Below are 21,637 nucleotides of genomic sequence, written 5' to 3'. Positions count from 1 at the left end.
AACGTCGAAAGTAGACTTGGAGGCGGATTGTGTGTTTCAAATGAACCTAATAAAGAATTTAAAAGTTTCTTATGAAATAGTGCTATCGAATGACAAGAAGTTATTATGTCATACAATGGGGGGAAAAACAGTCATATTTGATACAGAAACTTGGGAAAAAGTTATAGAATTGAAAAAACCAAACAATCCGAGCCATCTTCGCTTTTCCCAAAATGATGAAATGTTGTACATAAAAAACACTGTCGGAACATTTTGTGTTTATGACACTAAGGAGTTTCAACTTATTAAGACAATTAAATCTGGAAAGTCTTTTCAAATAGTGGAAGGGAACTTTGCACTGCTTGAAAATCCATTTACTGTTCTTGATGTTCTTAAAATCAATGAGAAGAAACAGATTTGTACACTTAACATTGAAACAGGGAATTATCAGATATTAACTGAACTTGAAGGGACGCATATTGAATTTAATCAGTTTATCCCATACGATAATTCCTATTTATTTACGTTAAGTTATTTGGAAGGGGTAAAAGGTTATTTACGATATAATTTAATTAAGGTTGTAGACCCTTTAGTAAAACCATCTTATTCTATTGTAGAAAATTTAGGAATAACAAATTGGGTTTTGGTTTGTTATGTGCCCGTTCATCAAGTTTACATTTTTGTTCATCAAGACTATGAATTAACCATTATGGACGCTGAATTAAAAACCGTCTTAAAGAAATCAAATTTAACCGAAAATGGAGTTCAAAGTACCGATGAGTATTTTGTCCATCTAGCTGCTTCTTACGATGGCAGTTACATTGTTCTCACTTCAAGTAATAGGGTCTTTATATTAGGATTTGAAGACTTAACTCCTATTCAAATTGAAGAACTGGAATACGCCTGTTTTGCAGAATTTAGCAAAGATGATACTTATTTTCTTGTTGGTACTTGGTCAAAAGGCTTTGTATTAGAGAATAATCTTAAGGAATTAAACTTTAACACATCCTTATTTAACTAAAGGGTGCAAGAGTAAAAGAAGATGAGGTCGCTGCGGCGATCTATTTTGTTCTACTAAAGTGGAGTTTAATTAAAGGAATGGAATTAACTCCAATCAATAATATGGTAACTTCACCTCTGAATTTTTCGAATATTAATACAAGAGTATATACACTCGTGTTAATATATAGTAAAAAGTGAGGGAAATACATGATAGCGAAAAGTGACAAAGAACTTTTATTACATAATAGCGATAAAAATTTTAAATCATTGTTTGAAATAATTGAATCTGTACCAAGCAGAAAAAGGGGTATTTCTACTGAAACTGGGGAAAGAGATAAGAATTTTCGGGATGTATTAATGCATCTGTATGAATGGCATGCAATGCTTGAGAGATGGTATAGAGAAGGTATGGATGGAGATATTCCTTTTATGCCAGCACCTGGTTATAAATGGAGTACTATCAAGCTACTTAATATGCAGATTTGGGAAAACTATCAAGATGTAACATTAAATCAAGCCATAAAAAAATTGAAGTTAAGTCATGAAAGAGTAATGGAGCTAATTAAATTACACACCGATGAAGAACTCATAACAAAAAAATACTATAAATGGACAAAAACAAGTAATTTATATAGCTATTTCGCAGCAAACACTTCACATCATTACATTTGGGCAATAAAAAAATGTGAAGTAATTGCAAAGTATATACAGGACGGCGAAAAAGACAAGTATGTGAAATAATATCAGGTGCAGTAGTTGACCGCCACCTACATAATGTATAACTTGCGTGAATACAGTTTTGGTAAAAGAGTCGGTATTCTCACGCTAAGGATTACCGACTCTTTATGGTTTTTATATTCAGCTATCGTTTTCCGTTAGCCCACGGGTCTGCATGGTACAGATGATGCGAATAAGTTAACAGGTTTACTGCTAGTTATACTTACAGTAACGGATCATTGGCGTCCTTTGGCCAGGATTCGGAACGTAACACCGAATTTATCCGTAATATTACCGTAAGCGGGGCTAAAAAAGCTTGCTTGCATCGGATTGTTCACTTGACCGCCCTGCTTCAATGCTTCAAAATATTGGGTTGCCTTGGCTTTGTCATTCGTTTGAACAACGATGGTCACTTGCGTTCCCTTTTGGTAGCTGCTGCCGGTAACATTGTCGGTCAAATGAAGCTCTGATTCACCGATTTTCAAAACTGCGAAGCTTACCAAATCTCTTTTTTCCGGAGACAGCTCCTGATTTCCAGGTGAATCACCGAATCGCAGCGTATAAACAACCTTGGCATCCAGCGCTTTCACGTAAAAATCTATCGCTTCATTAGCGTTTCCGTTCATTTCAAGAAAAGGTATCAAACTCGTACTCATAACAAACATCTCCTTAGATTTAAATATTTTTTCTTGCTGGACAATGGTATCCACTTCTTTCTTTGTGGTCGGTTTTCCCTTGTCACTAACTATGTCGGAAGTCAACGAGGAAACGTGACCGATTGGTGAAAAAATTTTTTAGGATAAGAAACTTAAGAAAAGAATAATAGTTTACCTACTTGTGGTCACATCTGCTTAGTTTAGCTCGACATATAAGTAAAGAGGAAACGAAAGAAGGTATATGACATATGAACGATAATAATTGGCTTGTGGAACAATTCGAGGAATATCGGCAACACCTTCAGGCGGTGGCATACCGGATGCTCGGATCTCTGAGCGAAGCTGATGATGCTGTACAGGAGTCATGGATACGATTTAGCCGCTCCGATATTAGTGGAGTTGAAAATATAGGCGGATGGTTGACAACGATAGTCTCGAGGGTGTGTCTTGATATGCTGCGATCTCGCAAAACGCGGCGTGAGGAGCTTACAATGGAGAGTTTACCCGAGCCGGTAACTAGTCGCCAAGATGGAAGTGACCCTGAGCATGAAGCGCTGTTGGCCGATTCTGTTGGTCTTGCAATGCTCGTCGTCTTGAATAATTTAAATCCCGCCGAACGTATTTCATTTGTGCTGCATGATATTTTTGCCCTGTCCTTTTCGGAGATCGCTCCTATTATAGGGCGTAACGAGGTCGCAGCAAGAAAGCTTGCCAGCCGCGCACGCCGTCGGGTTCATGGTGCAAAAAAGACTGTGGATTCAGAAGAGCTGGATAGAAAGCGGAAACTTGTTGATGCTTTCCTGACTGCGTCGCGTACAGGAGACTTTGATAAACTTCTCGCGGTATTAGCCCCCGATGTCGTACTCAGAAACGACCCAGCATTTGCACCCGTTTCCACATCTACGTTGGTTCACGGTTCGCAAGCAGTCGCCAAACAATTCGCTGGTCGTGCTCAGGGTGCACGACCGATGCTTGTAAACGGATCTATAGGCGTTGTCGTAGCTCCTCTAGGTCGATTACTTTTCGTACTCGAACTGACGGTTGCGGATGGCAAAATCACCGAGATCGACATGATTGCCGATCAAGAGCGCATTAACCAGCTAGACTTAGCTGTTTTGAACAATTGAACAAAAGTATAAGAAATGCATTGTTGCTGTAGAGGATAATGCGTTTTATTCAAAAGATATGAGATATGATTTATTCGGTCTCAAAGGTATCCCTTTCGCGAACGGGCAGGTAACGGAGTCTATACAGAAATATTTTGAATGTAGTTATATGGGTTGATGATTTTAAAAAAAGATTGTTAATTGATAATAAAGTTTGATTAAAATCCTGTTTTGCAGGATTTTTTTCTTTAACTATGGGATGTTGAATAATATGGAAAAATCATACATTTAGGAGGGTTTTCAATAATAAAGAGAGAGTAGATAATTATTAGGATAATAACTGGGAGTTGATTTAACGAATGAAATCTAATTCAAAAGGTGAATGGAAGAGTTGGGGTAAAGCGTTGTTTCTTGCTTTAGGAATTGCTATTGTTGTAAGAACATTTCTATTTTCACCTTATGTAGTAGACGGTGAGTCTATGGAACCAACACTACATGATCACGAAAAAATGTTCGTAAACAAATTAAATTTAACCAATAGATTAAGTAGGGGAGAAATCGTAGTTATAAAAGGTAAAGAAGAATATTATGTTAAAAGAATTATTGGTCTACCTGGGGATACAATTTTAATGAAAAATGATAATTTATTTATTAATGGTGTTTTGGTTAAAGAACCTTATCTTTCTCATAATCTTAAATTAGCTAAACAAATGGGAAGTAAATTAACAGATGATTTTGGACCAATTACAGTTCCTAAAGATAAGTACTTTGTTATGGGTAATAACAGACTATATAGTAAAGATAGTCGTAATGGATTAGGGTATTTCTCTAAAGAACAAATAGTAGGTGAAAGCGAATTTGTTTTTTACCCTTTCTCACAATTAAGAAATACTAAGTAATTTCTATTCATTATTTAATTAGCGTGGGACAAGAGCTGGAGTTCATTTGACTATCAACTCTTGTTTGTATTGGAGTTAATCTCTTATGATAATTTTTTTGATAGTATATAATTTTGGAGAAACTAGTGGGCTAAGAAATTATTCCTTTTCGAAATAGCTCCCCTACCGCATGTGAGCGATTCTTAGCGCCAAGTTTTTTGATAGCTGACTTTACATACTGATTAACCGTTAAGTCACTAATGTCCATATAGTCAGCCATTTCCTTCGTGCTTTCTCCTGATGCGATTCTCCTCATCACTTCTAGCTCTCTTTTACTAAGTTGGTGTGTAACATCCTCTTTCCCTGCAAAGTTTATGACTTTTCCAACTAATTTTCCATACAAGGTAAAGGCAGAGAGCAGTTGTTCATCGATGATGGCATCCTCTTCGAATTCCGTACTGCATATATATCCAAAAACAAATGAATCAAAACATAAAGGTACAATGACAATAGAATTGTTGTCAGAAGGGATGGAATATTTGCTGCTCATTTGTTTAAGATATTCAAGGCCTGTACAATATTTAGCTTTCTTTTCGCTAATGGCGGAAAAGATAATGGGAAATGAACGAATATCGTCTCGAATTTCTCCAATATGAACCCCACCGGAAGAATGAAGGGAAATTACCCCTTCTGCAACAAAGCCAATTGGAGAGTATCTTAACAAAAAAGAATTAAGGACGGGGAAGATACTCAAATAAACCTCTAAAATATTTAATAGTTGCTCCTCATGACTTAAACTGGACTTCAGTCTTTGAATGGATCGTTCTATGGTATAGTTAGAGATCATTCTTTTACCCCTTTTTTAGGTATATAATACTCTAAAAATATGGAATATTCAAATCATTCCAAAGGGTCTATTCTTTAATTAGGAACATGAAACAACTGTTTCATGAAAGGAGGGAGATTCCTAATCGATGAAGTTGAATAGAATAGATTCATTATTATCCTAATTAAGGGAGGTATCAAGAAGATGACATCCAATCAAAAAGATAGCTTGGATGCAGTTGTCGTAGGTGCAGGATTTGCTGGATTATATATGCTTTATCGGTTGCGTGAGGCAGGGTTCACCACTCGTGTGTATGAAGCTGGGGAAAGTGTCGGCGGTGTTTGGTATTGGAATCGTTACCCTGGTGCCCGCTGTGATATAGAAAGTATCTATTATAATTACACCTTTTCAAAAGAACTCTATCAAGAATGGACTTGGACATCTAAATACCCGGAACAACCTGAAATATTGAGATACCTTAATTTTGTAGCAGATAAGTTCCATTTGCGTCAGGATATTCAGTTTAATACACGAATAACCGCTGCACACTATGAATCGGAAAGTAATAGATGGAAGATTTATATGAACGATGATGAAACCGTGTATGCAAAGTATTTTATCACTGGGATTGGCTGTCTGTCCGCTACTAATATTCCACATTTTAAAGGGCTGGATAGCTTTGAAGGTGAATGGTATCATACCGGACGATGGCCTCATGAAAAGGTGGATTTTAAAGGGAAGAAAGTTGGAATCATCGGTACTGGTTCAAGCGGTGTTCAGGCAATTCCTGTTATTGCAAAAGAAGCGGAACATCTAACTGTTTTTCAAAGAACACCACAATATACGGTACCAGCGAGAAATCATCTTTACGATCCTGAATATATAAAGCGGTCAAAAGAAAACTTCGAAATGATTCGAAAACAAATGCGAGAATCTACAAGCGGAAACGGATTTATATCTCGGGATCGTTCAGCATTGGATGATTCGCAGGAACAACGTTATCAAGTATATGAAAATGCTTGGAACGAAGGAGGATATGCATTCACGTCGACGTATAAAGACCTTTTTGTTAATGAAGAAGCAAATAAAACAGCGGCTGAATTTATCCGTACAAAAATTAAGGAGATCGTTTGTGACCCTAAGGTAGCGGAAAAATTATTGCCAAATTACTATTATGGTACGAAACGTCCAATCTTAGATACCAATTATTATGAGACTTTTAACCGAAAGAACGTTACTTTAATTGATGTAAAAAATGCACCGATTGAAAAGCTCACCCCAAAGGGACTTCGAACAGCGGACGCAGAATATGAGTTAGATATTCTTGTTTTTGCCACTGGCTATGATGGAATGACTGGTCCATTATTTAATATTGATATTCGTGGTAAGAATGGAGTCAAGCTGAAAGAAAAATGGGAAGATGGTTCAAAAGTAAGAACTTATCTTGGTCTTTCCACTGCAGGCTTCCCAAACTTTTTTACGATTACAGGTCCGGAGAGTCCTTCCGTATTGGTAAATATGCCTGCAGCAATTGAGCAGCATGTGGAATGGATAGCGGATTGTATCAGCTACCTCCAAGAGAATAACGTAGAAACAATTGAAGCAACAATCGAAGCAGAACAGAAATGGAGCAATCATTGCAGGGAAGTCGCGGAAATGACACTTTATGTTAAAACGGATTCCTGGTACACCGGTGCGAATATCGTCGGTAAACCACGCAGTTTTCTTATTTATCTTGGAGGGTTTGACGTATACAGAAAAATATGTGATGAGGTTGCATCGAATGGTTATAATGGGTTTCATTTATCTTCTTTAAAGATACAACATTAATGAAAATAGAAATTCAAAAAACTAGCAATTAATGGAGGGGTAAAATGTCTTTAACGCATGATGTAGCAGTAATTACTGGTGCTGGCAGTGGAATAGGAAGAGCTGTCTCATTAAAATTGGCGGATGGTGGAATGCATGTTGTAATGGTAGATTTAGATGAAAAAGGGGGAGAAGAAACACTGCGTCTTGTTAAAGAAAGAGGCGGGGAAGGTATATTTGTACAAGCAAATGTTTCGAGTAATTCGGATGTGGAGAAATACGTAGCAACTGCCATGGATGTGTTTGGAAGAATCGATGTATTTTTTAATAATGCCGGCATTTTAGGTGCGCCGGCTCGTTTAGCAGATTATAGTGAAGAGAATTTCGACCGGATTATCTCCGTTAATTTAAAAGGAGCATTTTTGGGACTTAAACATGTTTTAAAGGTAATGGAAAAACAGAAATCAGGGGTTATTATTAATACGGCTTCATCTGCTGGAGTTCATAGCACGCCATTTTTAGGAGGGTATTCTGCGAGCAAGCATGGTATCGTGGGGCTGACCAAAACTGCTGCGGTAGAATATGGACCAGAAGGAATACGGATCAATGCAATATGTCCAGGAGGGGTAACTACAAATATGACGAAAGGTATGGAAATGAATAACCCAGAGCAGAATGGCCCTCTGCAAAGACCAGCATCTCCTGAAGAGATTGCGAATGTGGTAAGTTTCCTGGCATCAAATGAGGCAAGCTACATGAATGGTTCTATTGTGACCATTGACGGTGGGTTAACAGCATAACAACTATTAACAGGATTAGTAACGTTTAAGCTAGATTATATGGGTGCAACAAAATGGAAACGCATACAATTCTAAATAGGATAATAGAATAGTAAAAAATAATGAATAAACTTGGTGAAGGAGAATGGATTGTGAAAAATAGAATTAATCCTGAATTGAAAGAAACACTAGAATTATTTCCACCACTTGATTTAGACAATGTCGAGGCTACCAGAAAAGCAATGGCTGAAAGCGCCGAAGCTTTTCCTATCCCCATAGATGAATCTGTTGCTATTTCAAACAGAATGGTACCCGGACCAGAAGACAATCCCTTTGTTCGCGTACGAATCTATGAACCGAAGAAAAAAAGAGAAACCTTACCGGGGTTACTATGGATTCACGGTGGGGGCTATGTCCTTGGAAATCCGGAAGGGGATGATGTATTATGTCAACGCTTTGTGAAAGAGGCGAATTGTGTCGTTGTTTCGGTTGATTACCGCCTTGCCCCGGAACACCGCTATCCAGCAGCGATAGAGGATTGTTATGCGGTGCTTAAATGGTTTTCCGAACATGCAGCAGAAGAATTAGGAGTAGACTCATCCAGAATTGGGGTTGGCGGGCAAAGCGCTGGAGGTGGCTTAACAGCGGCACTTGCATTATTAGCCAGGGATAGGAAAGGTCCGAATCTATGTTTCCAAATGCCGCTATACCCAATGATTGATGATCGCAATCAAACACCTTCAAGTTTGGAAATAACAGGACATATGATTTGGAATCATGATTTAAATCAAAAGGGATGGACCATGTACTTGGATGGGAAAAATGGAACAGAAGATGTATCCCAGTATGCTGCTCCAGCACGAGCGACAGATTTATCAAGCCTTCCTTACACCTATACATGTATAGGACAATTAGATCCATTTCGCGATGAAACACTGGAATACGTAACGCGCCTTTGCCGTGCAGGTGTTGATGTGGAATTCCATCTTTATCCTGGCTGTTACCATGGGTTTGAAGGTGTTGCACCTACTGCAGCAATTAGTCAGCGAGCTATTTCGGAATATGTTAATGCTGTTAAATATGTATTACATCATGCTCAGCCTGTTGGAAATAGTGCAGGTTAAAAAAAACATGACCTGATAAAGCAATTTAGCAAAATCCCACAAACAATTGTTTGTGGGATTTTGCTTTGAAAGTTCGTGCAACCTAAGATACAAGAAGAATATTGTGGAGCTTTAACATGGTGAAAATATTTATGTGAAAAAAATATGACACATTGTCATTTTAAGATTGACATGTGACATCGTGTCATATATAATTTTAATTTGTAATCACACATGACACGCTGTCACAAATCGAGGTGAGAGAGTAACGATGCCAAAACAAACGTTTTTTCATTTACCTAAAGATAAACAGGACACATTAATTCAATCTGCTAAAGAGGAATTTTCCAGAGTTCCATTACATGAGGCTTCTATCGCAAATATAATCAAGAATGCCTGTATTCCAAGAGGAAGCTTCTATCAATATTTTGAGGATAAAGAGGATCTATATTTTTACTTGTTAAATCAACTTTCACAAAAAAATGCGGAAAGATTCATTTCCGTTTTAAAGGAAAAGAATGGTGATATTTTTGAGACATTTTTTGAGTCCTTTCAATTCTCGATAAAGGTTCATAAAAACCCTGAACATAAAAGCTTTTTTAAAAATACCTTTTTAAATATGAATTATAAGCTTGAAAACACATTAGTGAATAATGTTTACGAGCAGAGTCAAAAAAAGCAGTATTTCGATATCATTAACTTAATCAATACCAAAAATTTAAACATAAAGGACGAAAAGGATCTGCACAATGTAATGAAAATTATGTTGGCAGTAACCTTCCATAATCTTGTTCAAATGTTCGGCAAGGAATTATCGGATGAAGAAGCATTAAAAAATTATATTGATCAAATGGAACTTATAAAAAGAGGCTTGTATAAGGAAGAGAACGAATGACCCTTGAAGAAAAGAAAAAGAAGAAAATGAATTTAAAAAAGATTGCAGAAAAACTTCAAGAAAAAGGTATCAACGTTCAGATTTGCAAACGACCTAGTTTTAAATGGATTAGCACGAAAATGCCTAGGTAGACTCAAAAGCAATATCCATTAAAAAAATGACAGAATAAGGAGATACAAAAATATGGATTCAGCAATACAACAAAAAAAACCACCGTATTTAATGCTTGCGATTTTATTTGTAGGAGCATTTGTTTCTTTTTTAAATAACTCGCTCTTAAATGTCGCACTGCCGTCTATTATGGTGGACTTAAAAATTAAAGATTATTCAACCGTACAGTGGCTTGCTACAGGTTATATGCTTGTCAGCGGTGTTTTAATTCCAGCGTCGGCCTATTTGATTACACGCTTTTCAAACCGCAGTTTATTTATTACAGCAATGACGATTTTTACATTAGGTACTGCAACAGCAGCTTTTGCTCCAAACTTTGGGGTACTGCTTACTGGACGTATGATCCAAGCTGCAGGCTCTTCTGTAATGGGACCTTTGTTAATGAATATCATGTTAGTTAGCTTCCCGCGTGAAAAACGTGGTACAGCAATGGGTGTTTTCGGACTAGTAATGATCACAGCTCCTGCAATTGGACCAACATTATCTGGTTATATTGTAGAGTATTATGATTGGCGTTTGCTTTTTGAAATGATTTTACCGTTAGCAGTGATTAGTTTAGTGTTAGGAATTTGGAAATCGAAGAATGTAATGGCACAAAATAAAAATGCAACGATTGATTATTTATCTGTTATTTTGTCATGTATCGGATTTGGCGGGCTCCTATATGGTTTCAGTTCTGCAAGTTCAGATGGCTGGACAGATAAAATTGTCTTGATAACATTAATTGTAGGAGCTATTGCCTTAGTTGCATTTATCGTTCGTCAATTAAAAATGAAAGAACCACTTTTAGATTTACGTGTATATAAGTACCCAATGTTTGCACTTGCATCTATCATTGCGATTGTAAACGCAGTAGCCATGTTCTCAGGTATGATTCTAACACCAGCATATGTACAAAGCGTCAGAGGTATCTCACCGCTTCATTCAGGTTTAATGATGCTTCCAGGTGCTATTATCATGGGGATTATGTCGCCGATTACAGGAAAACTGTTTGATAAATTTGGTCCGCGTATGCTTGCCGTGGTAGGACTTCTGGTAACAGCAGTTTCAACATTCATGTTAGCACACTTACAAGTTGACTCAAGTTACACCTATATTATACTTGTTTACACTCTTCGTATGTTTGGTATGTCCATGGTAATGATGCCAATTATGACAAACGGTCTAAATCAATTGCCAAACCGTTTAAATCCACACGGTACAGCAATTAACAATACAGCTCAACAAGTATCCGGTTCCATTGGTACAGCAGTTCTTGTAACAATCATGAACTCTGTTACAAAATCAAAAGCGGAAGACTTATTGGCAGCTGTTGACCCAGCAACCTTTACGAAAGCTACACAGGCATTGTTAACACAAAAAGCTTTATTAGCTGGAATTCAATACTCATTCTATGTAGCACTTGGCATTAATATTGTTGCTCTAATTTTAGCTTTATTTGTGAAACGTGTTGATGTAAGTAAGGAGGCTGTCAATAAGTTAAATCAACAAGAAAATACGAAAATGAAGCCAGAGACAATTTAATGAGAATTTATTAGTTTAATAGAAGTTATTGTGTGTGAGAGGGGAAAATTTCCTCTCTTTTTTTAATATATTCAAGAAGTTTCGGAAAAATAGTATAACAGGTAATACTTTAGGGGTTGCGTAGATTACTCTTTTTTTGTATAAAAAGAAGTGCTCTTAAACTTTAAGAACACTTCCGACAAAGAATTGTTACGCCGCAGATATGCGTTACGCCAATCCTATAAATAGGTTAAATTATGAAACTGGTTTCAGAGCAAGAAAAAGTTAATATCTTTTTTTATACTGAAAGTGCTCTTTACTAATTTTGGGAATGTTACAATGAATAATGAGATATATAAGTTTTTTAAAGGTGATAGCATGACAAATATTAAAGAACTGGCAAAAATGGCTGGCGTATCGGTCACGACCGTTTCCCGAGTATTGAATAATCACCCATATGTGAGTATAGAAAAACGGAAGGCCGTGTTAGAAGCAATTGAGAAAAGCAATTATCAAAAAAATATTAATGCTGTTCATTTAAGCACAGGAAGAACACAGCTTATAGGTGTTGTTTTACCATTCTCTGATCACCCATATTTCGCTCTGTTATTAAAGGGAATAGCCAAAAAAGCATTGGAAAACAATTATAAATTGGTCTTATTTCAAACGGAATATTTGGAAAGCAGGGAACTGGAAGCTTTACAAATGTTGAAACAAAAGCAAATCGATTCCTTAATCATTTGCTCGAGAGCTTGTGATTTATCTGTGATTGAAGAGCATTTACTATTCGGTCCAATTGTTCTTTGCGAAAATATTAAAAGTGAAAAGATTTCTACTACCTTTGTTAACCACTATAAAATTTTTCAAGAGGCATTAGAATATTTATATCAAAAGGGTCATAGGGAAATTGGTTACTGCATTGGCAGATTGACAGGAACTAGCAGCTATAAACGGGAAAGGGCATACAGAGATTTCCTTGAAAAATATGGCTTACCGTATCACTCTGAATATATTATGGATAAATGCCTCTATTTCGAGGATGGAGAAAAAGTCATCAATCAAATAAAACAAATGGATACTCCTCCTACAGCACTTTTGGTCACAAATGATCAGGTTGCTGCCGGAATTGTGATTTGTTGTCAAAAACAGCATATCTCCATTCCGGATGAAATTTCTATTATTGGTTTTGATAATGAACCAATAGCAAAAATGATGAATATTACTTCCATTGAAATTCCTCTTGTTGAAATGGGAATGAATCTATTTTTACAAGCAGTTAGCAGTGATATATCCAATAAGGAGTGGTCTGTTAAACTAATGGAAAGAGAGACAGTTTGATTTCATTTCGAGTTATAATATATGTTACATTACGCTAGAAAAGGTGAATTATGATTTATACTATCGTTTTATTTATCCTTGCCGGAATCGCAGAAATCGGTGGCGGGTACTTGATATGGCAATGGTTGCGCGAAGAAAAGCCATATTGGTACGGAATCATTGGCGGTATCATTTTGGTGCTTTACGGAATCATCCCTACCCTGCAAAAATTTCCTTCATTCGGAAGAGTATATGCAGCTTATGGCGGAGTTTTTATTATTTTGTCTGTTTTATGGGGATGGGGAGTGGATCGAAAAGCACCGGATACCTACGATTGGATAGGAGCAATCATTTGTTTAATCGGGGTATCCATTATGCTTTGGGGACCGCGGCATTGATTTATAAAGTTAAAGTGATGTTGGTGTTCGTGAATGGATAAAAACAGGAAAGATAAACGCATAAGTACTTATACTGGATTTTACTATTGGGATGGTATTTGCTTGTTAATATTATTGCTACAACATACTGGAAGCATTTTGGCTGGTGGTTTTTAGTAGTATGCTTTGTCGCGCTGATTATAGGACTTGGCCCAATTGAAAAAAGATTATCACGACTAGAGGAAAAGCGGTCACAGGAGAAGATTTTAAGCAGATATCCATTCGTCAAAGAATTACAAAATGGCCAAGTAATGACCATTGAAATGAAGAATGGAGAGAGGTTAGAAAATGTTGTTCTGCTCACTCGTGTGGAATCTGAATTATTGATAGTATCAAAAAGTGAAAAGGATCGAGATGTTGATGAAAAGAAAATTCAGACAATAAAGCTTAAACGTGTAAAGTCAATAAAGGTGCATTAATGTCAAAACCCATAGAATCTTTTCAGATCTTATGGGTTTTTTGATTTTTCTTTCGGTATATCGGATGAAACACTTCGAATCTGGAAAAAAATTCAAAATACATATAAGGAAAGTTATTGGATATTTTAACAAGAAAGAGAAGCTAGTTAAAGTGAAAAGGATGTCCAATTTATGTCAATGAAAATGCGAATATTCCTGAATATTGCGATGGTATTATTATCATGGTCAACACTGCCCTTTTATGGGTTACAAAATATGAAAAGATTTTTCCCAGTTTCCCTCCTAATAGGAGTTATAGAAGCAGTAAATGTTTTAATCGGGAAAAAGCGTAAATGGTGGGTTTTCTATCATAAACCAAACTCTTACTTGTTTAATGAATTCCCTTTTAATATTGGTCCTTTTTTAATCGGGTCCATGTGGATTCTGAAGTGGACATATGGGAAATTCTTTCGCTTTGTCTTACTAAATGCGATTGTTAATGCGTTCTTTGCATTTCCGTTTTCTGTTTTATCAAAGAAGATACGATATTATACATTGGTCCGTTTTAACCACTTTCAATTTTTTCTTTATTTCTTTTTAAAAGCATTTGTATTTTATTGGCTGCAATATCTTTATGAGAAAAAAACCACCAAACTCAGAGTAATTGCGATTACAAAAAAGACTTGTTAGAATAGTTAAAGGGAAGTATACTCCCTTTTTTAAATTCAAAGGAGTCCTTTTCTATGATTATTCAATTCATTCGTTATAGATAAAGAGAGGTATAGACATTCACGAGCCCGATTCATATTTTTTTGAGCATGATGATGAGGGTTTATTTGTCTATGCCTTTTTCATTTATCAAAACGAATGAATGAGGTGTCTTCTTTGAATCAATTGAATAAAAGAATACTAAGCGCAAAGCATGTAAGCAATTTTGAAAACATGTTCAAATGTCCAATATGTGGTTCTTCGATAAAGGTATTTGAATATAGAAGTTTGGTTTGTATTAATCGTCATACATTTGATTTTACTAAATATGGATATATCAATTTATTTCCTCGTCCAATCAAGACAAAATACAGTAAAGAGCTTTTCGAGGCTAGAAAACGAATTACTGAAAATGGTTTTTTTGGTCTTCTAACAGAAACCGTTGCTGAAAGTATAAAAAATCATGTTAAGAAAAAAGACGTGACAATACTTGATATGGGATGTGGGGAAGGGTCTCATCTTTCTCAACTTTGTGACAATATTGGTTCACACGTAACAGGATTTGGAATTGATATTGCGAAAGAGGGAGTTTTAATAGCATCAAAGTATCATTCGAATCAAATTTGGGCAGTCGCTGATTTAGCGAATACCCCGTTTCAGGATAAGCAGTTTGACGTTGTATTGAATATACTATCGCCATCCAATTATGCGGAATTTAAAAGAATAATAAAATGTGATGGTTTGGTAGTAAAGGTTGTTCCTCAAAATAACTATTTAAAGGAACTAAGAGAATTTTATTTTGATGATCCTGAAAAACAGTCTTATTCAAATACAGAAACAATCGATCGGTTCTGTGAGAGTTTTCAGCTCATTAACCGATCAAGGTTATGTTATTCGGTAAAACTAGAAAAGCCATTCCTGCCATCATTAATTCAAATGACACCTTTAACTTGGGGTGTTACAGAAGAGCGGGTGAATACTGTTTTACAGAAGGAGACCGTTACTATCACTGTCGATTTGGAGATACTGATTGGAAAGACATTTTAGAGTAAGTTGGAGAACGGATCCTATAATGGATTCGTTCTTATTGTGCGCCCGGCATGGGTGTAGTCTCTAGGGTGAAAGTCCCGAACTGTGAAGGCAGAAGTAGCAGTTAGCTTAACGCAAGGGTGTCCGTGGTGACGCGGAATCTGAAGGAAGCGAGCGGCAAACTTCCGGTCTGAGGAACACGAACTTCATACAAGGCTAGGTATCATTGGATGAGTTTGCAATACAAAACAAAGTCCTTTCTGCCGAAGGTGATACAAAGTAAATGAAGCAGATAGATGGAAGGAAAGATTGCACTCTTACCCGGGGAGGTCTGGTTGATACGCCAAGTACACTTGGTAACCTATCTAGTAATGGATAGCTGAACAATCAGAAGTCAGCCGAAGTCGTAGTACTTGGTTTGCTCGAGAGAATCAAGGAAGGACTGAACCATTTTAGGAGAACAAACACTCGGCAAACGGTTCTTTATGTATGAAAGCAGAAAATTCTTACGGAACCTACCTGAAAGGAAGAAATGGTGAATTCCATGGGGGACTTCGGGAGGGCTTAGTAAAGAACCCACTTAATGAGAATGTATTGTTCACGTAGAAAGGATAAATCTCAATGTTAATGGAACGAATGCTGTCACGGGAAAATCTTTTATTGGCATTAAAGCGAGTAGAAAAGAACAAAGGAAGTCATGGAGTAGACAATATGTCCGTAAAAGACCTACGAAGACATATTCTCGAAACGTGGGATACACTTAAAACATCCTTAATGGAGGGTACTTATCAACCTTCTCCTGTCCGTCGGGTTGAAATCCCAAAACCGAACGGTGGAGTAAGGTTATTAGGTATCCCAACCGTGACAGACCGTTTCATCCAACAGGCGATTACTCAGATTTTAACCCCTATCTTCGACCCGACTTTTTCAACACAGAGCTATGGTTTTCGACCAAACAAACGAGGTCATGACGGTGTTAGACAAGCGAAGAAATATATCGAAGAGGGATACCGATGGGTAGTCGACATGGACTTGGAGAAATTCTTTGATAAAGTCAATCATGATAGATTAATGCGGACTCTATCCAAAAGGATTCAAGACAGAACGCTCCTATCACTAATTCGGAAGTATCTACAGTCTGGCATTATGATTAATGGAGTCATAACGAAATCCGAGGAGGGTACGCCCCAAGGTGGACCATTAAGTCCTTTACTCTCCAATATCGTTCTAGATGAACTAGACAAAGAGTTAGAAAAGAGAGGGCACAAGTTTGTCCGATACGCAGATGATTGTAATATCTACGTAAAATCGAGAAGAGCCGGAGAGCGAGTAATGGACTCGATTACTACTTTCATTGAATTTACTCTAAAACTAAAGGTGAATCGAGAAAAGTCAGCTGTAGACAGACCTTGGAAAAGAAAGTTTTTAGGTTTTAGCTTCACATTTCATAAGAAACCGAAGGTGCGGATGTCAAACCAAAGTATTCAACGTGTCAAGAAACGGATACGAGAATTAACTTCAAGGTCAAAACCAATTCCAATGGATTATAGAATAGAGAAGCTGAATCAATATTTGATTGGCTGGTGCGGATATTATGCATTAGCAGATACACCCACTATTTTCAAAGAATTAGACGAATGGATTAGAAGGCGTCTCAGAATGTGCCAATGGAAAGAATGGAAGAAACCAAAAACCAAAGTAAGAAAACTCATTGGATTAGGGATTCCAAAAGAGAAGGCATACGAATGGGGAAACTCTAGAAAGAAATATTGGAGAATAGCCAGAAGCCCAATCCTACAGAAAACCCTCACAAACTCCTATTGGGAGATGCGAGGGCTGAAGAGTCTTTATGTGAGATATTCTCAACTACGTCAGACATAAATGGAACCGCCGTATACGGAACCGTACGTACGGTGGTGTGAGAGGTCGGGGGTTAGTCACCTCCTCCTACTCGATTAATAAATTTAATGGTTTTCAGCATGTTAATATAATTACTTAAATCCGCTATCCCTGCAAACTGTATTTGAAGTTTTTCATTCAGATTCCCCAATGCAAGAGTATAAGCTTGTTCAATCTTCTCCAAATTTTGTGTATCAAGCTCTTCCAACAATTCTCGCATATTTTCGATATAGTATATCGTTTTTCTTAAACTGCTAATAAGAAGAATTTTTCGTAATTCCGTTACGGAAAATATTCTGTATCCACTGTTCTTATCCCTTTTTGAACGGATTAGGCCCTCATTTTCCCAATGACGGATTGCTGAAGTATTGACCCTTGCTATCGCAGCAACTTCGCCAATACTCATATTATCTTTTACTTTTTCATGAATGGTGAAATCCGCGTTCTTTACCATAGTTAATATCTTTTCTACACGTTTCTTTTCTTTTTCCATTTCATACTGTTGTTCATTGATTAGCCAAAGAGCAGTATTAATATCTCGAGCTTTTATTTTCCTCATAACCTCGTAAACAATAGGAATTTCATAACCTTGAAGCAATGCTCGGACCGTTATAAATGCCTGAAAATGGAGCTTAGTGTAATATCTGTGGTTACTTTCCGTTCGGGGAACATCCGGAATTAGCCCTTGTTCTTCATACCTTCTTAAAGTGGTGGTGCTCACATTGAGAAATTCTGCAATTTGTTTCGGCGAATAGGTCATAGAACCATCACTCCACTCTTCCATCTTTAAAGTAAAACCTTCAAGTGCTACGTTAACATAACAACTCAAGAATAGCATTATTTCAGGACAAAAATAATGTAAAACTGAAAGATTGCATGAATGTTGTATAGTGAAAATATAAAGCGTTAGGAGGGGTTTTTCATTGAAAAAGATGGTGAGATTATCTAATGGTTCTGAAATGGAAGTAGGGTTAACCGGAAAAGAAGATGGTAGCGTAATCATGTTGCCAATAGCGAAAAAATCTGTTTATGGTCAAGAGGCAGAGACTCTTAAAATGTGGGGTGTTGATCCTGAATTAGGTGAACATTTTGTTGATGGGTTAGCAGATAATTTTAAAGTGTTATATTTTGATTATGAAGGCCATCTTTTAAGAACACCGAATTTTGACTATCTTACTCCTGAGCATATAACTAAAGATTTTTTGCTGATTGCAGATGAAATGAACGTTGATCAATTTAGTTATTATGGTTATTCTTGGTTAGCCTTAGCAGGTCTGCAATTGGCTATTCGCACAAATCGATTAGAGAGCTTCATTATGGGTGGATTTCCACCGCTTGACGGCCCATATAAAGAAATGCTGATTGTGACAGAAAAAACATACCAGCAGGCATTGGATAATCAGAATCTCTCTAATTCTGCAAGAGTTAAAAACGATGTGCCGGACACACCCGATGAAATTGATTGGGAGAATGTTCAAGTGGAATTAGATCCCAATCAGACGAAACAATTCGTAACCATGTATCAAAACTTAATGAATTTCGATGACAAATCGATTCAAAAACAATTAACCATACCTAGACTAGCTTTTGCTGGAGAAATGGATACCATCGTTTACGGAGAGAATTTTGGAAATGTAACGGTTGATATTGTGGGATTACTTACAAAAAATAAAAAAGAACTAAAACAGTTAGGATGGGATGTTGAAGTTTTAAAAGGCGAGGGGATGGATCATACAAAAGCCATGCAGCCGATTAATGTTTTACCGCTAATAAAGCCGTGGTTAGTAGAAAAGTTAATGTAAGGAGGATTGATCAATTTGAGTTTGGCGGACTCTCGTTCCGTTATCTGTGACAAAATGGGTTCAATTCGTATATTTGCGGACATTGGTTCCGTTATTTGGTGAAAAAGTAGTAGTTTTCTTATGTTTTTGCATTGATAACGGAATCAGTGTCCGCTAAGTAATTAAAATAGGGCTATTTTATGGAAATAGCGGATTCTGTGTCCGCTAAATTTACCGTTATTATTTCTTTGGATGAAATTTGGAAAAACTTTTTGACTATTCATTTTTAAAACTGCTAACATATTATCAGGTGGAATGAAAAAACACGATTCGGTTGGTAGTCCGGATGCATCCATTCTTTTGGATGTCAGTAACCTTCCCCTCCTCGGGATGTCCGTCATTCCATGAATTCAAGAGTAAGAGGAGGGAATCGTCATGAAATTGACGGTTTATTTTGATGGTCAGTTCTGGATTGGAGTCATTGAAATTCAGGAAAACAAAAGATTAAAAGCTTTTCGTTTTGTATTCGGTGCAGAGCCCAGTGATGTTGAGATTTTAGAATTTATCCATACCCGTTTACTACCTATCATGCAAAATAGTAAGCTTGCTGGGGTCAAAGCAAGCAGGATGATGAAGAAGGAGATTAATCCAAAACGTATACAGCGGCAAGTAGCCAAAGAAATGAAGAAAAAAGGGATATCGACAAAAGCTCAAGAAGCTATAAAGGATGATATCAAACAGCGGAAAGCGGAAGGGAAAAAGCTGAAAAAACAGCAAAAGGACGCTTTTCAACAAAAAAAGTGGGAACTCAAAAAACAAAAGGCAAAGCAAAAACATAAAGGACGATAAATGCTTTCTACTATTTTTGATGACTCATAAATCTTAAGCTAACACCTAAAAATTGAGATCAAGTCTAAGCAGGACATGATCTCCTTTTTTATGAAGGCATTTTTCTTAGCTTTTGTATACGAAAAGTTCTTGGTTACAACCTTATTTGCGTTAAAAATGAATAAACTAGTAAGAAAAGTGCCCAGAAAACAAACATGTTTGGGTTTATAACAACTGAGGAAAAGCAACAAAGAATACGAAAACAGCCATTATAAAACTTGAAGAGCAATCCGAGTTCAAGTGGTCTTTATAAGGTATCAAAAGCCCAACATGATGAAGAATCCGAATCCCAATGGTCTTTATAAGGAATCAAAAGCCCAATGTGAGGAAAAATCCGGATCCCAACGGTCTTTAGAAGGTATCAAAAGCCTAACGTGAGGAAGAATCCGAATCCCAATGGTCTTTATAAGGCAACAAAAGTCCAACGTGAGGAAGAATCCGAATCCCAATGGTCTTTATAAGGTATCAAAAGCCCAATGTGAGGAAGAATCCGAGTTCAAATGGTCTTTATAAAGTATCAAAAGCCCAACGTGAGAAAGAATCTGAATCCCAATGGTCTTTATAAGGAATCAAAAGCCCAATGTGAGGAAAAATCCGAATCCCAATGGTCTTTAGAAGGTATCAAAAGCCCGATGTGAGGAAGAATCTGAGTCAGAATGGTCTTTATAATGCAACAAAAGCCCTACTGTCAATATTAACATACCTCATTATAAGGGTTTACAGAACAATTAGGTGAATAGTCAACATTAATCTCTGATTGAATGAACGATAAAACGGGTTGGAAACCGGCAAAACAAGTCAAAAATTTAAAGACGATTGGAGGGTCCACATTATGAGAAGTGAAATCGAAATGATGAATATGCTTGTTGATTTTGCCAGAAAGGATGACAGAATTCGATTGGCAACACTAGAAGGATCACGCACAAACAAAAACATACCCCGTGATTCATTTCAAGATTATGATATTTCCTATTTTGTTACAGATATGGATTCCTTCAAAGAAAATGATCAATGGCTCGATGTATTCGGGGAGCGTCTAATGATGCAAAAGCCTGAAGATATGGAGCTTTTTCCACCGGAGTTAGGGAATTGGTTTTCTTATCTTATTCTATTTAAAGACGGAAATAAATTGGACTTGACCCTTATTCCCATTAACGAAGTAAACGAATATTTTTCTAATAGTGATGGTCTGGTAGAAGTGTTGCTTGATAAGGACTCTCTTATCAAAAATCGAGTGATTGCCAGCGATCGTCAATATTGGATAAAAAGGCCCACTGCAAGGGAATTTGATGATTGCTGCAATGAATTTTGGATGGTTTCTACGTATGTAGTAAAGGGATTAGCAAGGGAAGAAATCCTTTTTGCTATTGATCATTTAAACGAGATTGCCAGGCCTAATCTGTTACGGATGATGACTTGGCAAATAGGCTTAAAGCATGGTTATTCTTTTAGTGTAGGGGAAAATTACAAATTTATTAAACAATATCTATCAACAGAAGACTGGGAAGCATTACTATCCACTTATTCAGAAAGTAGCTATACAAAGATGTGGGAAGCATTATTCACTTGCTATAAGCTATTTAGAAAATACTCTAAATCTGTAGCAGAAGGTCTCGGCTATCAGTATCCGGAATATGATAGCGCTATTACGGAATACACGCAAAATATTTATAACTCACATAGTAATAAGTCATAAGAAGAGGGAATCAACGAAGACATGGTTGAATTCAATCTCGTTTTTGAGAAGCAATTGTTT

At 36.8% G+C, this 21,637-nt stretch carries 22 protein-coding genes; 19 read left to right on the top strand and 3 right to left on the bottom strand.

Features of this window, described 5'->3' with window-relative positions:
- Nucleotides 1-31 precede the first annotated feature (31 nt).
- Together NSQ59_RS21305 and NSQ59_RS21300 are read left to right on the top strand one after the other, a co-directional pair.
- Nucleotides 32-1,000 (top strand): hypothetical protein, encoded by a 969-nt coding sequence (locus NSQ59_RS21305; RefSeq protein ID WP_055742068.1) that lies wholly within the window; start codon nt 32-34, stop codon nt 998-1,000.
- A 188-nt stretch (nt 1,001-1,188) separates the two neighbouring features.
- A complete protein-coding gene (locus tag NSQ59_RS21300; RefSeq protein ID WP_055742067.1) occupies nt 1,189-1,722 on the top strand; it encodes a ClbS/DfsB family four-helix bundle protein in 534 nt (177 codons plus the stop codon).
- Between the two features lie 212 nt (nt 1,723-1,934).
- Here NSQ59_RS21300 and NSQ59_RS21295 read toward each other — a convergent pair whose 3' ends face one another.
- Nucleotides 1,935-2,354 carry a VOC family protein gene (locus NSQ59_RS21295; RefSeq protein WP_055742066.1) on the bottom strand — a complete coding sequence of 140 codons (420 nt, stop codon included), beginning with the start codon at nt 2,352-2,354 and terminating at the stop codon, nt 1,935-1,937.
- Between the two features lie 248 nt (nt 2,355-2,602).
- Between NSQ59_RS21295 and NSQ59_RS21290 the strand changes: the two genes are divergently transcribed.
- Both NSQ59_RS21290 and lepB read left to right on the top strand, forming a co-directional pair.
- On the top strand, nt 2,603-3,481 hold the full coding sequence (locus NSQ59_RS21290) for a sigma-70 family RNA polymerase sigma factor (protein WP_055742065.1): 879 nt from the start codon (nt 2,603-2,605) through the stop codon (nt 3,479-3,481).
- A gap of 338 nt (nt 3,482-3,819) precedes the next feature.
- The gene (gene lepB / locus NSQ59_RS21285) at nt 3,820-4,359 is read left to right on the top strand and encodes a signal peptidase I (protein ID WP_055742064.1); all 540 of its coding nucleotides are present in this window, start codon (nt 3,820-3,822) and stop codon (nt 4,357-4,359) included.
- Between the two features lie 130 nt (nt 4,360-4,489).
- On the opposite strand, the gene NSQ59_RS21280 is transcribed toward lepB, so the two are convergent.
- Nucleotides 4,490-5,185 carry a LuxR C-terminal-related transcriptional regulator gene (locus NSQ59_RS21280; RefSeq protein WP_055742063.1) on the bottom strand — a complete coding sequence of 232 codons (696 nt, stop codon included), beginning with the start codon at nt 5,183-5,185 and terminating at the stop codon, nt 4,490-4,492.
- Between the two features lie 183 nt (nt 5,186-5,368).
- Here NSQ59_RS21280 and NSQ59_RS21275 point away from each other — a divergent pair, with 183 nt between their 5' ends.
- The 12 genes from NSQ59_RS21275 (at nt 5,369) to ltrA (ending at nt 17,194) form a co-directional block, all read left to right on the top strand.
- Nucleotides 5,369-6,994: a flavin-containing monooxygenase gene (locus NSQ59_RS21275; RefSeq protein ID WP_055742062.1), complete on the top strand. Its 1,626-nt coding sequence runs from the start codon at nt 5,369-5,371 to the stop codon at nt 6,992-6,994.
- Nucleotides 6,995-7,038: 44 nt separating this feature from the next.
- A complete protein-coding gene (locus NSQ59_RS21270; RefSeq protein ID WP_340832688.1) occupies nt 7,039-7,773 on the top strand; it encodes an SDR family NAD(P)-dependent oxidoreductase in 735 nt (244 codons plus the stop codon).
- 131 nt (nt 7,774-7,904) lie between these two features.
- Nucleotides 7,905-8,876 (top strand): alpha/beta hydrolase, encoded by a 972-nt coding sequence (locus tag NSQ59_RS21265; RefSeq protein WP_055742060.1) that lies wholly within the window; start codon nt 7,905-7,907, stop codon nt 8,874-8,876.
- Nucleotides 8,877-9,126: 250 nt separating this feature from the next.
- Nucleotides 9,127-9,750 carry a TetR/AcrR family transcriptional regulator gene (locus NSQ59_RS21260; protein WP_055742059.1) on the top strand — a complete coding sequence of 208 codons (624 nt, stop codon included), beginning with the start codon at nt 9,127-9,129 and terminating at the stop codon, nt 9,748-9,750.
- Entirely contained in the window at nt 9,747-9,881 is a 135-nt protein-coding gene (locus NSQ59_RS21255; RefSeq protein WP_340832685.1) for a hypothetical protein, read from the top strand. The genes NSQ59_RS21260 and NSQ59_RS21255 overlap by 4 nt, the downstream gene beginning before the upstream one ends.
- A 52-nt stretch (nt 9,882-9,933) precedes the next feature.
- A complete protein-coding gene (locus tag NSQ59_RS21250) occupies nt 9,934-11,445 on the top strand; it encodes a DHA2 family efflux MFS transporter permease subunit (RefSeq protein ID WP_055742058.1) in 1,512 nt (503 codons plus the stop codon).
- 357 nt (nt 11,446-11,802) lie between these two features.
- The gene (locus NSQ59_RS21245) at nt 11,803-12,762 is read left to right on the top strand and encodes a LacI family DNA-binding transcriptional regulator (RefSeq protein ID WP_055742057.1); all 960 of its coding nucleotides are present in this window, start codon (nt 11,803-11,805) and stop codon (nt 12,760-12,762) included.
- Nucleotides 12,763-12,812: 50 nt separating this feature from the next.
- Nucleotides 12,813-13,139 (top strand): YnfA family protein, encoded by a 327-nt coding sequence (locus tag NSQ59_RS21240; RefSeq protein ID WP_055742056.1) that lies wholly within the window; start codon nt 12,813-12,815, stop codon nt 13,137-13,139.
- A gap of 86 nt (nt 13,140-13,225) precedes the next feature.
- Nucleotides 13,226-13,597 carry a hypothetical protein gene (locus NSQ59_RS21235; RefSeq protein WP_055742055.1) on the top strand — a complete coding sequence of 124 codons (372 nt, stop codon included), beginning with the start codon at nt 13,226-13,228 and terminating at the stop codon, nt 13,595-13,597.
- Between the two features lie 171 nt (nt 13,598-13,768).
- A complete protein-coding gene (locus NSQ59_RS21230) occupies nt 13,769-14,266 on the top strand; it encodes a hypothetical protein (protein WP_055742054.1) in 498 nt (165 codons plus the stop codon).
- 195 nt (nt 14,267-14,461) lie between these two features.
- The gene (locus tag NSQ59_RS21225) at nt 14,462-15,331 is read left to right on the top strand and encodes a putative RNA methyltransferase (RefSeq protein WP_235950776.1); all 870 of its coding nucleotides are present in this window, start codon (nt 14,462-14,464) and stop codon (nt 15,329-15,331) included.
- Nucleotides 15,332-15,934: 603 nt separating this feature from the next.
- Nucleotides 15,935-17,194: a group II intron reverse transcriptase/maturase gene (ltrA, locus tag NSQ59_RS21220; RefSeq protein WP_055737770.1), complete on the top strand. Its 1,260-nt coding sequence runs from the start codon at nt 15,935-15,937 to the stop codon at nt 17,192-17,194.
- Between the two features lie 52 nt (nt 17,195-17,246).
- Here ltrA and NSQ59_RS21215 read toward each other — a convergent pair whose 3' ends face one another.
- The gene (locus NSQ59_RS21215) at nt 17,247-17,972 is read right to left on the bottom strand and encodes a MerR family DNA-binding transcriptional regulator (RefSeq protein WP_055742053.1); all 726 of its coding nucleotides are present in this window, start codon (nt 17,970-17,972) and stop codon (nt 17,247-17,249) included.
- Between the two features lie 163 nt (nt 17,973-18,135).
- Here NSQ59_RS21215 and NSQ59_RS21210 point away from each other — a divergent pair, with 163 nt between their 5' ends.
- The 3 genes from NSQ59_RS21210 to ant(6) all read left to right on the top strand — a co-directional run bounded on the left by NSQ59_RS21210 (nt 18,136) and on the right by ant(6) (nt 21,577).
- Nucleotides 18,136-19,014 (top strand): alpha/beta fold hydrolase, encoded by an 879-nt coding sequence (locus NSQ59_RS21210; RefSeq protein ID WP_055742052.1) that lies wholly within the window; start codon nt 18,136-18,138, stop codon nt 19,012-19,014.
- A gap of 414 nt (nt 19,015-19,428) precedes the next feature.
- Complete coding sequence (locus tag NSQ59_RS21205; protein WP_055742051.1) at nt 19,429-19,842, top strand: YjdF family protein; 414 nt, start codon at nt 19,429-19,431, stop codon at nt 19,840-19,842.
- Between the two features lie 871 nt (nt 19,843-20,713).
- Nucleotides 20,714-21,577 carry an aminoglycoside 6-adenylyltransferase gene (gene ant(6) / locus NSQ59_RS21200; protein WP_055742050.1) on the top strand — a complete coding sequence of 288 codons (864 nt, stop codon included), beginning with the start codon at nt 20,714-20,716 and terminating at the stop codon, nt 21,575-21,577.
- The last annotated feature ends 60 nt before the right edge of the window (nt 21,578-21,637 follow it).

The sequence above is a fragment of the Margalitia sp. FSL K6-0131 genome (genome assembly GCF_038008735.1).
Lineage (GTDB): Bacteria > Bacillota > Bacilli > Bacillales > Bacillaceae_C > Margalitia > Margalitia shackletonii.
The sequence above is the reverse complement of the archived record's forward strand: the minus strand, read 5'-3'. Positions and strand labels throughout refer to the sequence as shown.

Bases quoted from the DNA above. Each gene is read 5' to 3' on its own strand.
- NSQ59_RS21300 (WP_055742067.1), top strand. From the start codon at position 1,189: ATGATAGCGAAAAGTGACAAAGAACTTTTATTACATAATAGCGATAAA.
- NSQ59_RS21295 (WP_055742066.1), bottom strand. From the start codon at position 2,354: ATGAGTACGAGTTTGATACCTTTTCTTGAAATGAACGGAAACGCTAAT.
- NSQ59_RS21290 (WP_055742065.1), top strand. From the start codon at position 2,603: ATGAACGATAATAATTGGCTTGTGGAACAATTCGAGGAATATCGGCAA.
- lepB (WP_055742064.1), top strand. From the start codon at position 3,820: ATGAAATCTAATTCAAAAGGTGAATGGAAGAGTTGGGGTAAAGCGTTG.
- NSQ59_RS21280 (WP_055742063.1), bottom strand. From the start codon at position 5,185: ATGATCTCTAACTATACCATAGAACGATCCATTCAAAGACTGAAGTCC.
- NSQ59_RS21275 (WP_055742062.1), top strand. From the start codon at position 5,369: ATGACATCCAATCAAAAAGATAGCTTGGATGCAGTTGTCGTAGGTGCA.
- NSQ59_RS21270 (WP_340832688.1), top strand. From the start codon at position 7,039: ATGTCTTTAACGCATGATGTAGCAGTAATTACTGGTGCTGGCAGTGGA.
- NSQ59_RS21260 (WP_055742059.1), top strand. From the start codon at position 9,127: ATGCCAAAACAAACGTTTTTTCATTTACCTAAAGATAAACAGGACACA.
- NSQ59_RS21255 (WP_340832685.1), top strand. From the start codon at position 9,747: ATGACCCTTGAAGAAAAGAAAAAGAAGAAAATGAATTTAAAAAAGATT.
- NSQ59_RS21250 (WP_055742058.1), top strand. From the start codon at position 9,934: ATGGATTCAGCAATACAACAAAAAAAACCACCGTATTTAATGCTTGCG.
- NSQ59_RS21245 (WP_055742057.1), top strand. From the start codon at position 11,803: ATGACAAATATTAAAGAACTGGCAAAAATGGCTGGCGTATCGGTCACG.
- NSQ59_RS21240 (WP_055742056.1), top strand. From the start codon at position 12,813: ATGATTTATACTATCGTTTTATTTATCCTTGCCGGAATCGCAGAAATC.
- NSQ59_RS21230 (WP_055742054.1), top strand. From the start codon at position 13,769: ATGTCAATGAAAATGCGAATATTCCTGAATATTGCGATGGTATTATTA.
- ltrA (WP_055737770.1), top strand. From the start codon at position 15,935: ATGTTAATGGAACGAATGCTGTCACGGGAAAATCTTTTATTGGCATTA.
- NSQ59_RS21215 (WP_055742053.1), bottom strand. From the start codon at position 17,972: ATGACCTATTCGCCGAAACAAATTGCAGAATTTCTCAATGTGAGCACC.
- NSQ59_RS21205 (WP_055742051.1), top strand. From the start codon at position 19,429: ATGAAATTGACGGTTTATTTTGATGGTCAGTTCTGGATTGGAGTCATT.